Annotated in this window: 10 protein-coding genes and 1 rRNA gene; 8 read left to right on the top strand and 3 right to left on the bottom strand. The window is 54.6% G+C overall.

The annotated features are described in order from the left end of the window. The first annotated feature begins 27 nt into the window (after positions 1-27). The 4 genes from rrf (at position 28) to L3068_RS22055 (ending at position 3,264) form a co-directional block, all read left to right on the top strand. A 5S ribosomal RNA gene (gene rrf / locus L3068_RS22070) occupies positions 28-143 on the top strand. A 124-nt stretch (positions 144-267) separates the two neighbouring features. Continuing rightward, the gene (murB, locus tag L3068_RS22065) at positions 268-1,296 is read left to right on the top strand and encodes a UDP-N-acetylmuramate dehydrogenase (protein WP_023331542.1); all 1,029 of its coding nucleotides are present in this window, start codon (positions 268-270) and stop codon (positions 1,294-1,296) included. Then, positions 1,293-2,255, top strand: coding sequence for a bifunctional biotin--[acetyl-CoA-carboxylase] ligase/biotin operon repressor BirA (gene birA, locus L3068_RS22060; RefSeq protein WP_023331541.1), 963 nt, complete (start codon positions 1,293-1,295; stop codon positions 2,253-2,255). The genes murB and birA overlap by 4 nt, the downstream gene beginning before the upstream one ends. A gap of 16 nt (positions 2,256-2,271) precedes the next feature. Then, positions 2,272-3,264: a family 8 glycosyl hydrolase gene (locus L3068_RS22055; protein WP_117582316.1), complete on the top strand. Its 993-nt coding sequence runs from the start codon at positions 2,272-2,274 to the stop codon at positions 3,262-3,264. 48 nt (positions 3,265-3,312) lie between these two features. Here L3068_RS22055 and bcsG read toward each other — a convergent pair whose 3' ends face one another. The 3 genes from bcsG to bcsE are packed head-to-tail and all read right to left on the bottom strand — an operon-like array spanning position 3,313 to position 6,738. Continuing rightward, on the bottom strand, positions 3,313-4,992 hold the full coding sequence (bcsG, locus tag L3068_RS22050) for a cellulose biosynthesis protein BcsG (RefSeq protein ID WP_117582318.1): 1,680 nt from the start codon (positions 4,990-4,992) through the stop codon (positions 3,313-3,315). Next, a complete protein-coding gene (gene bcsF / locus L3068_RS22045) occupies positions 4,985-5,179 on the bottom strand; it encodes a cellulose biosynthesis protein BcsF (protein ID WP_117582320.1) in 195 nt (64 codons plus the stop codon). The genes bcsG and bcsF overlap by 8 nt, the downstream gene beginning before the upstream one ends. Beyond that, positions 5,176-6,738, bottom strand: coding sequence for a cellulose biosynthesis c-di-GMP-binding protein BcsE (bcsE, locus tag L3068_RS22040; RefSeq protein WP_014885604.1), 1,563 nt, complete (start codon positions 6,736-6,738; stop codon positions 5,176-5,178). The genes bcsF and bcsE overlap by 4 nt, the downstream gene beginning before the upstream one ends. Positions 6,739-6,912: 174 nt before the next feature. On the opposite strand from bcsE, the gene bcsR reads away from it, so the two are divergent. From bcsR to bcsB, 4 genes are read left to right on the top strand one after another with little or no spacing between them, the layout of a single operon-like run. Then, on the top strand, positions 6,913-7,101 hold the full coding sequence (gene bcsR, locus L3068_RS22035; RefSeq protein WP_008503237.1) for a cellulose biosynthesis protein BcsR: 189 nt from the start codon (positions 6,913-6,915) through the stop codon (positions 7,099-7,101). An 11-nt stretch (positions 7,102-7,112) separates the two neighbouring features. Beyond that, a complete protein-coding gene (gene bcsQ / locus L3068_RS22030; RefSeq protein WP_014885603.1) occupies positions 7,113-7,865 on the top strand; it encodes a cellulose biosynthesis protein BcsQ in 753 nt (250 codons plus the stop codon). Beyond that, positions 7,862-10,477: a UDP-forming cellulose synthase catalytic subunit gene (gene bcsA / locus L3068_RS22025; protein WP_117582322.1), complete on the top strand. Its 2,616-nt coding sequence runs from the start codon at positions 7,862-7,864 to the stop codon at positions 10,475-10,477. The genes bcsQ and bcsA overlap by 4 nt, the downstream gene beginning before the upstream one ends. Positions 10,478-10,487: 10 nt before the next feature. Then, positions 10,488-12,908, top strand: a complete 2,421-nt coding sequence (gene bcsB, locus L3068_RS22020) for a cellulose biosynthesis cyclic di-GMP-binding regulatory protein BcsB (RefSeq protein ID WP_045135437.1) — start codon at positions 10,488-10,490, stop codon at positions 12,906-12,908. Positions 12,909-12,913: the final 5 nt, after the last annotated feature.

Genomic DNA, 12,913 nt, shown 5'->3' with positions numbered 1-12,913 from the left:
TCAGCCTGATACAGATAACAGAATTTGCCTGGCGGCTTTAGCGCGGTGGTCCCACCTGACCCCATGCCGAACTCAGAAGTGAAACGCCGTAGCGCCGATGGTAGTGTGGGGTCTCCCCATGTGAGAGTAGGGAACTGCCAGGCATCAAATAAGTGAAAAGGCCATCCGTAAGGATGGCCTTTTTGCGTTTCTGCGCTATACAAACTAATCCCCCAACGCCCTGCTTATACGGTAAACTACCTGCGTTTTTGCATCAGGATAGCGTCTATGAACCACTCCCTTAAGCCCTGGAATACCTTTGGTATTCAACGCAATGCTAATCACATTGTCCGTGCCGATACTGCACAGCAGTTGCTGAATGCATGGCAAAGCGCAACCGAAAAAAACGAACCCGTACTGATTCTGGGCGAAGGAAGTAATGTCCTGTTTCTCGACGATTTTGCGGGAACAGTGATCGTTAACCGCATCATGGGAATTGATGTGGAAGAGCGCGCCGATAGCTGGCACTTGCACGTGGGGGCCGGAGAAAACTGGCATCACCTGGTGCAATTTACCCTGGAAAAAGGGATGCCTGGCCTGGAAAACCTTGCGCTTATTCCGGGCTGCGCGGGATCATCACCGATTCAAAACATCGGTGCCTATGGCATCGAGCTGAAACATGTCTGTGAATACGTCGACTGCATCGAACTGGCGACTGGAACGGCTAAGCGTTTAACCGCAGAACAGTGCCGTTTTGGCTACCGTGACAGTATCTTCAAACATGAATATCAGGATCGCTACGTGATTGTCGCCGTGGGCCTGCGCCTGTCGAAGAACTGGCAGCCCGTACTGACCTACGGTGATTTAACGCGTCTCGATCCGGCTACCGCCACCCCCCGCGATGTGTTTGACTCGGTTTGTCATATGCGAATGACCAAGCTTCCCGACCCGAAAGTAAATGGAAATGCCGGAAGTTTCTTCAAAAACCCGGTGATCGACAGCGAAAAGGCAAAGGTCTTCCTGGAAGGATGGCCCGCAGCACCACATTACCCTCAGGCAGATGGCAGCGTGAAGCTGGCTGCGGGATGGCTTATCGATCAATGCCAGCTAAAAGGCACTTCGGTCGGAGGCGCTGCCGTTCATCAGCAGCAGGCTCTGGTACTGATCAATCAACATGATGCGAGCAGTGATGACGTGGTCAAACTGGCTCATTATGTTCGTGAACGTGTGGGTGAAAAGTTTAACGTCTGGCTGGAGCCAGAAGTCCGCTTCATTGGCCGCACAGGTGAAGTGAATGCCGTGGAGACCATCGCGTGAAAGACAATACCATCCCGTTAACCCTGATTAGCATCCTCGCGGATGGGGAGTTTCACTCTGGCGAGCAGCTGGGTGAGCAGCTGGGCATGAGCCGTGCAGGCATTAATAAGCATATCCAGACCCTCCGCGACTGGGGTGTCGATGTCTTTACCGTTCCTGGAAAAGGGTACAGCCTGCCGGAACCCATTCAATTGCTGAATGAAGACGTGATTCGTAGCCAGATTGGGCACGGCAATGTTGCGGTGCTGCCGGTGATTGACTCAACGAACCAGTATCTTCTGGATCGTCTGCCTGAACTGAAATCCGGCGATGCCTGCGTTGCAGAGTATCAGCAGGCCGGGCGTGGTCGCCGAGGGCGAAAATGGTTCTCGCCCTTCGGTGCCAACCTTTACCTGTCCATGTACTGGCGACTCGATCAGGGCCCTGCCGCAGCGATTGGCCTGAGTCTGGTCATCGGGATTGTCATGGCAGAGGTGCTACACGATCTGGGCGCCGATCGGGTGCGTGTTAAATGGCCTAACGATCTTTACCTGAACGATCGTAAACTTGCCGGTATTCTGGTCGAACTAACGGGAAAAACGGGCGATGCGGCGCAAATCGTGATTGGCGCGGGCCTCAATATGGTCATGCGTAACGTACAAAACGATGTGGTCAACCAGGCCTGGACGAATCTCCAGGAGGCGGGGATCGTCATCGATCGTAACATCCTTGCCGTGCGTATGATTAAAGAGTTGCGTAGTTCACTGACGCTTTTTGAACAGGAAGGGCTCGCAACGTTCCTGTCTCGTTGGGAAAAACTGGACAACTTCATCAATCGCCCGGTGAAATTACTGATTGGTGATAAAGAGATCTACGGCATTTCCCGCGGGATTGACGCTCAGGGCGCGTTGCTCCTGGAACAGGATGGCGTGATCAAGCCCTGGATGGGCGGTGAAATTTCACTGCGAAGTGCCGAATAACCGAATGGGGTGAATGATGCGAAAACCCGTCTGCGCGACCCTGGCTGTGATGATGAGTTTGCTGTTCTCTCCTCTCTCACAGGCGAGTCAGGCCTGGGAGAGTTACAAGGCGCGCTTTTTCAAACCGGAAGGCCGCATTGTTGATACCGGCAACGGCGACGTTTCGCATACGGAAGGTCAGGGTTTCGCCATGTTAATGGCGGTGGCTAACGACGATAAAGCCACGTTCGATAAGCTCTGGCAATGGACCAACAGGACGCTAAAGAACAACGAAAATGGTCTGTTTTACTGGCGTTATAACCCCGCGGAGTCCAATCCGGTCGCTGATAAAAACAACGCCACAGATGGCGATGTCCTGATTGCATGGGCGTTGTTAAAAGCCGATGCGCGCTGGCATGACAAACGCTACAGCGCCGCATCGGATGCGATTACGAAAGCATTGATTGACCACAACGTAATCCGCTATGCGGGTTACCGCGTGATGCTGCCCGGCGTACAGGGATTTAAGCTTGAGGGTGAAGTGGTCCTTAATCCTTCCTATTTTGTGTTTCCGGCCTGGCAGGCCTTTGCCGGACGCAGTCATTTGCCGGTCTGGCGTGAATTGATAAAGGACGGGAAACGTCTGCTGGGAAAAATGGGATCGGGTAAAGCGAATCTACCGACAGACTGGGTTTCGCTGGCATTCGCGGGCAAGCTGACGCCGGCCAAAGACTGGCCACCGCGAATGAGCTACGATGCGATTCGTATTCCGCTGTACATAGCCTGGTCTGATAAACAAAGCCCGCTGCTGACGCCCTGGAAAGCCTGGTTTGGTCAGTTCCCACGGGAACATACACCCGCCTGGGTTAACGTCACGACCAACGAATACGCGCCCTATATGATGGAAGGCGGTCTGCTGGCGGTCAGGGATTTAACGATGGGTCAGCCATCCGGCGAACCGGAAATCACCTCTAAAGACGACTACTATTCGGCAAGTCTGAAAATGCTGGTATGGATTTCAGCGCAATAATAACGCACTGACAATCCCCTCTCCCTACAGGGGAGAGGGGTAAATCCTTTATTGCGGATACGGTACCCAATCTCCGCCGTTCAGACGAACGTACGGTTTGTTCTGGTACTGAATCACCACAGCATTCGCGTTTTCGGAGACCTCTGCCGTTTGCGGCAGGTTGCTGGTGAGCTGATTCCAGTTCACGCTATCTTCCACAAACAGCTTCCCGTCCACGGCACGGGCAACCAGTTCTGAAATTGCCAGATAGCTGGTTGGCTGTGTAATCTCAATCGGCGCGCCCTGGTGCGGAGCCTTCATACCAAAGAATTTAATGCCCGCAGGCACGTTGGTAATGGACGGGCTTGGAATATCACGCAGACCTGACACCTGCATTCTGTCGCCTTTCAGCGCGCCACCGTGTTCAGGCACGACAACCACCATCACTTTACGGCCTGATTTTTCCAGCTCAGTGAAGAACGCATCCAGCTCGTCGAAGAATTTCTGCGCACGCACTTTATAATCTGCCGTTTTGCTCACGCCCGGGAAGTGGTTACCATCGTGAAGCGGCAGGGTGTTAAAGAACGTCGCACTGCGCGGGTTGCTGTCTTTTTCGATGGTTTGCAGCCAGCGCTGCAGTACGGCTGTATCGTCGTAAACAGGTGAACCGTCGAAGCCGAGCAGAGTAACGGGAAGCCCGGTTTGATCCATCAGCGGTGCCTGCATGCCACCCTGTTCACGCACCTCTTTCAGGAAGTTACCGAACTGGCCGTTATGTCCCAGCATCAGATGCTGCGTAAAGCCCAGCTTCGCGAGGTTATCGAACAGATAACACTGATTCCCTGCCGGCTGGTACAGGTTTTTATGCGATGTCTGACCGCAGCTTGCACGCAGCAGGCGAATCGCTGCCGGGCCGCTGTATGAGGTGGCAGAGTTGAAATCTTTAAACTGGATATCGAAATGAGACCACAGTGGGTGAGACATTAATCCGGCTGCATCCACATCGGCCCAGGAGAGGGAACAGATGTTAATCACCAGCAGCTCAAACGGTTGAGCATCTGCCGGCAGTGCATCCGGGAATTTCGTCTGTCGCTTATCTTCTGCGGTATAGAAGCTGGAAAGCCACGCATTGAGGTTGGTGGAGGTCGGCGGTGCGGTCTGGGTTGGAATATCACCTACCACAGGCGTATCGCCTGCCGTGATAACAGTAGCCGCTGCGCTTCCACCCGTGGTGGTCACCGTGGTGGTTGGTTGACCGGCAGGCCACAGGGAGAAGTTCGGTCCTGCCAGCGTCAGCACGTTAAGCCAGATCATAATGGCGACAACAAACACCGTGACGCGGATCCACTGCGACAGGAACAGCCAGGCCACCAGCAGGACAAAGATAGCGCCAATCATCTGCCAGTTAATAAAACGCTCAACCAGATCAAGCATGTAGTCTGCACTGAAGCCCGCGACCTGTGACCCCTGGCTCATTATGCTGTCCGGACCCGGTAGCCAGGTATCGTGCCAGAACAGCGCAAAGCCGACGGGGATGGCTACCCAGTGACGTAAACGATGCAGCCTGATATTCGGCAACGGCATCAGCAGGAAGGCCATAAAGACCAGGTTAAGCAGGGGATGGAAATTCAGATAGCCTGCCCAGAGCAAACCAAACTTCACCAGAAAGTAAAAGTTCCAGCCGGAAAGGCCGCGCCAGTATTGCCAGAGCGGCGAGGGTGACGAAGCGGTATAGGTAGAATTAGTCATGTTTTCGGTCTGCCTTGACGTGTGATGCCCGTGTCAGTGTTCCGGCTGGTTTTACATAGCGAGGTTTTATAAACATCACTCTGGCCGTATCACGGATACGACGTATGGAATGGCGCGCATAGTAGCCAAGCGTGAAAAAGATCAGCGCACAGAATACGACCAGTTGAATAATATCGCTGATATTCATGATGGTACGTTCTCCCCATTCTCGGTTAATAAGCGATGGGGTTCCGGAACCCGACGCCAGACATGACCGTCATGTCTGGCATTGAGAATCGGTTTTGCATCGCTGGTGATCGCCAGCGGTTTAACCCATTGTTCAGGCTGAAGTGCGCGCATCTGCACCAGCTCCGCGCTGATAGCATTATCTTCGAACCAGATCATACGGTTTGAGAAAATATCCCCGGTAGGCAGGGGAAAGATGTGGTTAAGCGCGGTATCAAGATCGTTCACCCGGCAGAAGGACAAAAATAGCACCAGGCGATTGTCGCCAATGGTCATGATGTCCCCTGTACGATTCGGACGACATAAGGTGAGAGCCTGTTCAACGCGGATACCCGGAACAGGACGCAGGGCAACCATCACCCCTTTCCCGTCCGCAGGAAGTAGCGTGTTGCTCATCATATTGCCGACGGCGTCGCAGAAGTTATCCCATTTCTGGTATCCGCGCAGCTTCATCGGCTGCGTCATGGAGAGCAAGGTGGAAATGTCTTCCGGCACATGGCGGCTGAACTGCTGGCCCTGAACGCTTTCGATTAGCGTCAGGCAGCGTGACAGCGGCGCATTCCATGGAACAACCATATTTGCTCCGCAGCCAAGCAGCAGACGCTCATCGGTGGCGCGCAGGCTGGTATTGTTTTCCCGCACCACAATTTTTAATGCGCTGCCGCGCTGGCGACGTAAGGTATGAATTTGTCTCGCCAGCGTCTCAATCTGGTTATTTTGCATCAACGAGAAAACAAGGGTTGCCGCCTGGGTTGTACGAGCTTCATGAAAAAGCGCTTCGTTAGACTCAAACAGCGACCAGTTTTCCGACAGCGCGGGCGCGCCCTCTAAAACCGCAATATGGCTCAGGATGCGTTTTTCATCACTGCGCGGCTGCACAACCGTTTCTTCCTGCTGTGCCAGGTGCCATTTCCCCTCACTCTGTTTCAGGGTCAGCTGTTGCCTGGCGCTCACGCCTTTTTCATTACACCAGAAAGCAATATCGTAGAGATAGCTGCCCACCTGGTCACGCAGACTGGCCAGACCGAACAGGGAGCGATATTCACCCATTAAAAGTGAAAACAACTTGTCATTATTACTGCCGGGATTGACGACCAATAGCGTGCAATTTTGAAATTTTGCCCATTTATTGATTTTTTCCAGCCACGGCAGCAGTTTTTCAGCAGGGATATTTTGCAGGACGTTATTTGCGCATTTAAGAATCACTAAATAGTGATCCGGATCAATGGAGCACTGAACGTCGCGGGACAAAAAGTATAGACTATCCACTTCTGCTGACATGGAAAATAAGCGCACGGTTTGCGGTCCGCCGTCACTTTCCAGCGTGATAATTTTCTTCGGCTCTTCGCCCATGCTAATGACAGCCACGCGGGAATCCTTATCCTGGGCGGCAATTGTCTGGTTTACCAGACTGATGGCATCTTCATTACGGTCGGTATTAATCCACCAGACTCCACCGACTGGCATGTGGCTCAATTCGTCCCATAATGACTGGATGCCAATAGAAAATATGGAGTCCACGGTGTCCCTCTTTTCGTCTAATTTATCTGTATCTCAGTTTACTAGCGAAAGCGTAGAAATAAACCTAACATTGAAATTAAAGAACATCAGATTTAGCATGTAAATGAAATTTGTCAGGGCAGGACGCCCCGCAACTTCTGAGCGTGCGATTTTCCTCAAAGGGATGGCAGAAAAATGGATAATAACGAACCCGGAACCCCAGTCGACTCGACCCTGGGCTATACATTCCAAAACGATTTTCTGGCGCTGACGCAGGCCTTTTCTTTACCTGAAATAGATTACACCGATATTTCCCAGCGGGAACAGTTGGCCGCGGCTATTAAACGCTGGCCATTATTAGCTGAATTCGCCCATCAACAATAAGGGAGCCATTGATGGCCATACTCGGATTACAGGGTGTCCGTGGCGGTGTGGGTACCACATCCGTTACCGCGGCGCTGGCGTGGTCATTACAGCTTTTAGGTGAATCGGTGTTGGTGATTGACGCCTGCGCCGATAATTTGCTGCGTATGTCGTTCAACGTCGACTTCACTCGTGAAGCGGGTTGGGCACGCGCGTTGCTTGATGATAAAGACTGGCGGGATGCAGGGCTGCGCTATACCTCTCAGCTTGATTTACTGCCTTTTGGTCAGCTCACCACCACCGAACGTGAGAATGAAGCCGCTTATCAGCGGTTGTTTTCGCAGTTCACGCTTGCATTGCAAAGTCTGAAAGAAAAAGGCCACTACCAGTGGATCCTGGTGGATCTGCCGCACGGCGCCGGGACGTTAACCCGGCAGCTTATCGCGCAGTGCGATCATGTTCTCTCCATCGTCAACGTGGATGCAAATTGCCATATTCGTCTGCATCAACAGGGGCTGCCGCAAAATGCGCACCTCCTGATTAACGACTTACGCATCGGGAGCCAGATCCAGGACGATCTCTACCAGGTCTGGCTACAGAGTCAGCGTCGCCTGCTACCCATTGTGATTCACCGGGATGAAGGAATGGCAGAATCCCTGGCCTCCAAGCAGCCGCTCGGCGAGTACCGCAGCGATTCCCTGGCGGCAGAAGAGATCCTCACGCTGGCTAACTGGTGTCTGCTGAACTTCGCCAACGCGGCGGAGCCGGCAGGGAGTTCGGTATGAGTCGACTCGCCAGTTGGTTCCTTATCCCGCCGGTTAATGCGCGTCTGAGCGAACGCTACCGACATTTTCGTCGGCATGGTGCGTCGGCATTCAGTGCCGCGCTTGGCTGTTTCTGGATGATTATGGCCTGGATGTTCATTCCGCTTGAACATCCGCGCTGGCAGCGCATACGTGCGCACCATAATGAATTATATCCACACATTAACCCTGACCGGCCGCGGCCTTTGGATCCGGCGCGTTATCTCATTCAGGCCGTCTGGCTGGTCGTCACCTCGTCACAGCGAGAACGCCAGACGCCGCACTGGCGCAGTTTCTCCCGCGTTCAACAGCTGCGCGAGCGCTATCACCAGTGGCTGGATAAATTGCCTGACAGCGTGACCGACAAAACCAGCCATCTGGATAATCAAAAAGAGCTCGGGCACCTCCACCCGGGCCTGCGGCGTTTTATCCTCGGCGTGATTGTCGTGTTCTCACTGATTCTGGCGCTGGTCTGTATTACGCAACCCTTCAATCCCCTGGCGCAGTTCACCTTCCTGATCCTGCTCTGGGGCGTAGCGTTGCTGGTGCGTCGTATTCCGGGCCGCTTCTCGGCGCTGATGCTGATTGTGCTGTCGCTGACCGTTTCCTGCCGCTATATCTGGTGGCGTTACACCTCAACGCTGAACTGGGACGACCCGGTGAGTCTGGTCTGCGGTCTGATTCTGCTGTTTGCCGAAACCTATGCCTGGATTGTGCTGGTGTTGGGGTATTTCCAGGTCATCTGGCCGCTCAATCGCCAGCCCGTACCGCTGCCGAAGGACACCACGACGTGGCCGACTGTCGATCTCTTCGTCCCAACCTACAACGAAGACCTGAGCGTGGTGAAAAACACCATTTATGCTGCGCTCGGCATCGACTGGCCGAAAGATAAACTCAAGGTCTGGATCCTGGATGACGGCAACCGCCCAGCGTTCCGCCAGTTCGCGGAAGAGGTCGGCGTCGAATACATCGCCCGTCTGACGCACGAACATGCTAAAGCCGGTAACATCAATAACGCGCTGAAGTATGCTACCGGGGAGTTTGTCTCGATCTTTGACTGCGACCACGTACCTACGCGATCGTTCCTGCAGATGACCATGGGCTGGTTCCTGAAAGAGAAAGAGCTGGCAATGATGCAGACGCCGCACCACTTCTTCTCGCCGGACCCGTTTGAACGCAACCTTGGCCGTTTCCGTAAGACCCCGAACGAAGGCACGCTGTTCTATGGTCTGGTGCAGGATGGTAACGACATGTGGGACGCCACGTTCTTCTGCGGCTCCTGTGCGGTTATCCGCCGTAAACCGCTGGATGAAATTGGCGGTATTGCCGTCGAAACGGTGACTGAAGATGCGCACACCTCGTTGCGTCTGCACCGTCGGGGTTATACCTCGGCCTATATGCGTATTCCTCAGGCCGCCGGTCTGGCGACGGAATCGCTCTCGGCGCACATTGGTCAGCGTATTCGCTGGGCGCGCGGCATGGTGCAGATTTTCCGTCTGGATAATCCACTGATAGGGAAAGGGCTCAAGCTGGCGCAGCGTCTCTGCTACGTCAACGCGATGTTCCACTTCTTATCCGGCATCCCGCGGCTGATCTTCCTGACCGCACCGCTGGCGTTTCTGCTCCTTCACGCCTATATCATCTACGCCCCGGCGCTGATGATTGCGCTGTTTGTTCTGCCGCACATGATCCACGCGAGCCTGACGAACTCGAAGATTCAGGGTAAATATCGCCATTCCTTCTGGAGTGAAATCTACGAAACGGTGCTGGCCTGGTACATTGCGCCGCCAACGATGGTGGCGCTGATCAACCCGCATAAAGGGAAATTCAACGTCACCGCGAAGGGGGGGCTGGTGGAAGAGGAGTACGTCGACTGGGTGATCTCCCGTCCGTATATCTTCCTGGTGTTGCTGAACATCGTTGGCGTCATCGCCGGTATCTGGCGTTACTTCTACGGCCCGGAAAACGAAATCCTGACCGTCTTTGTGAGTATGGCCTGGGTCTTCTACAACCTGATTATTCTTGGCGGCGCGGTGGCGGTGTCGGTGGAGAGTAAACAGGTTCGTCGCGCGCATCGCGTTGAAATCTGCATGCCCGCGGCGATTGCCCGTGAAGATGGTCACCTCTTCTCCTGTACCGTGCACGACTTCTCTGACGGTGGTCTGGGGATCAAAATCAACGGCCAGGCGAAAGTGCTGGAAGGGCAAAAAGTTAACTTGCTGCTTAAGCGCGGCCAGCAGGAGTATGTCTTCCCGACGCAGGTAGCGCGTGTGGCGGGCAATGAAGTCGGTCTGCAACTGATGCCGTTGACCAAAAAGCAACACATTGATTTTGTGCAGTGTACGTTTGCCCGTGCGGATACATGGGCTCTCTGGCAGGACAGCTTCCCGGAAGATAAACCTCTGGAAAGCCTGCTGGATATTCTGAAGCTGGGGTTCCGTGGCTATCGTCACCTTGCAGAATTTGCCCCGTCGTCGGTGAAATTAATTTTCCGGTCACTTACTTCGCTGGTTTCCTGGGTCGTGTCGTTCATTCCTCGTCGTCCTGAGCGGGATGAGGCGAAGCAGGCGGACCCGGTTATGGCTCAACAATGATGATAACGCGATGAAAACAAAACTTTCCTGGTTATGTGCAGTGGCAATGGGGATGAGTGCGCTCCCCGCAACAATGGCTAACGCAGAGCCTGATAACGCAGCGGCAACGCCTGCGCCAACAGTGCCTGTGGTCGCGCAGGCAACCGATCCGGTTATTACTGCCGCGCCCGGTCAAACAGAAAATGTCATTCCGAACCAGCCAACGGAGGGGAACACTCTACCCGCCGAGAACCCGGTTATCGGACAGGTGATGCCGGGTGTTCGGGGGGCGAATGCGCCCGTTGTCGCGGAAAATGCCCCGTCACGCGACGTCAAGCTGACCTTCGCGCAAATCGCGCCGCCGCCGGGCAGCATGGTGTTGCGCGGCATCAATCCTAATGGCGGCATTGAATTTGGCATGCGCAGCGATGAAGTCGTCTCGAATGCCGTACTGAACCTTGAATATACCCCGTCGCCGTCCCTGCTGCCGACCCAGTCTCAGTTGAAGGTTTACCTGAACGATGAGCTGATGGACGTACTGCCGGTTACCAAAGAACAACTGGGTAAGAAAACGCAGGCGCAGGTGCCGATTAACCCGCTGTTCATTACCGACTTTAACCGCATTCGTCTGGAGTTTGTGGGTCACTACCGCGATGTCTGTGAAAACCCGGCCAGCAACACGCTGTGGATGGACATCGGGCGTAACTCCTCGCTGCAGATGACCTATCAGTCCCTGGCGCTGAAGAACGATCTCTCCGCCTTCCCGGTGCCGTTCTTCGATCCTCGTGATAACCGTCCGCTCACGCTGCCGATGGTGTTTGCGTCGTCCCCGGACGTAACCGAGCAGCTGGCGGCCACCATTGTGGCTTCCTGGTTTGGTTCGCGTTCCGGCTGGCGCGGTCAGAATTTCCCGGTGATGTATGACAAAATGCCGGACAGAAACGCGATTGTATTTGCCACTAACGCGAAACGTCCTGCCTTCCTGCGCGATCATCCTGAAGTCAAAGCGCCAACCATTGAGATGGTCAGCCACCCGGATAACCCGTACGTGAAGCTGCTGGTGGTCTTTGGTCGTGACGATAAAGATCTGGTCCAGGCGGCAAAAGCGATTGCCCAGGGCAACGTTCTTTTCCGCGGCAACAGCGTCGTGGTGGACGAGGTCAAGCCGCTGCTGGCGCGTAAACCTTATGATGCGCCAAACTGGGTGCGTACCGACCGTGTCGTGACGTTTGGTGAGCTGAAAACCTATGAAGAGCAGCTGCAGGCGTCCGGGCTTGAACCCTCGCCAATTAGCCTGTCACTGAACCTGCCGCCCGATCTGTACCTGCTGCGTACCAACGGCATCGATATCAATCTTAACTACCGTTATACCGCGCCGGCGACGAAAGACAGCTCGCGCATGGATATCAGCCTGAATAACCAGTTCCTGCAATCGTTCAGCCTGCAGAGTACCCAGGACACTAACCGACTGATGCTTCGCCTGCCGGTGCTGCAGGGGCTGCTGGACGGTAAAACGGATGTCTCCATTCCGGCACTGAAGCTTGGGGCAATCAACCAGCTGCGTTTTGACTTCCAGTACATGAACCCGATGCCTGGCGGTTCGGTGGATAACTGCATCACCTTCCAGCAGGTTCAGAACCACGTTGTCATCGGCGATGAGTCGACCATCGACTTCTCGAAGTACTATCACTTCCTGGCGATGCCGGATCTGCGCGCCTTTGCTAATGCAGGCTTCCCGTTCAGCCGCATGGCCGATCTCTCTGAGTCCATCGTTGTGATGCCAAAAGCGCCAAACGAAGGTCAGGTGACAACCCTGCTTGATACCATAGCAACCGTTGGGGCCCAGACGGGATTGCCGGCAATTAACGTCACGTTGACGGACGATGGCAGCCAGATCCAGAACAAAGACGCTGACATCATGGTCATCGGTACGATTCCGGATAAGCTGAAGGATGATAAGCGTATCGATCTGCTGGTGAAAGCCACGGAGTCCTGGGTTAACACCCCGCTGCGCCAGACCGATTTCCCGAGCATCATGCCGGATGCGAACGATCGCCAGGCCAGCGCGCAGACGGCCGTCACCTCTCAGGGGGCGATGGCTGCGGTAGTGGGCTTCCAGTCACCTTATAACGATCAGCGTAGCGTGGTGGCGCTTCTGGCGGACAGCCCGCGTGGCTATGAACTGCTGAATACGGCGATGAACGACAGTGGTAAACGTGCCGCGATGTTTGGCTCTGTGTCGGTGATCCGTGAGTCTGGCGTCAACAGCCTGCGCGTGGGTGATGTGTACTACGTCGGCCATCTGCCGTGGTTCGAACGCCTGTGGTATGCGCTGTCTAACCATCCGGTTCTGCTCGCCATCCTGGCCGCGGTCAGCGTGGTCTTGCTGGCATGGGTGCTGTGGCGTCTGCTGCGTATCATCAGCCGTCGTCGCCTCAACCCGGATGAGTAAGATGT

Source organism: Enterobacter cloacae complex sp. ECL414, assembly GCF_021869685.1.
GTDB classification, from domain to species: domain Bacteria; phylum Pseudomonadota; class Gammaproteobacteria; order Enterobacterales; family Enterobacteriaceae; genus Enterobacter; species Enterobacter kobei.
This window is presented reverse-complemented; position numbering and strand designations above follow the sequence as displayed.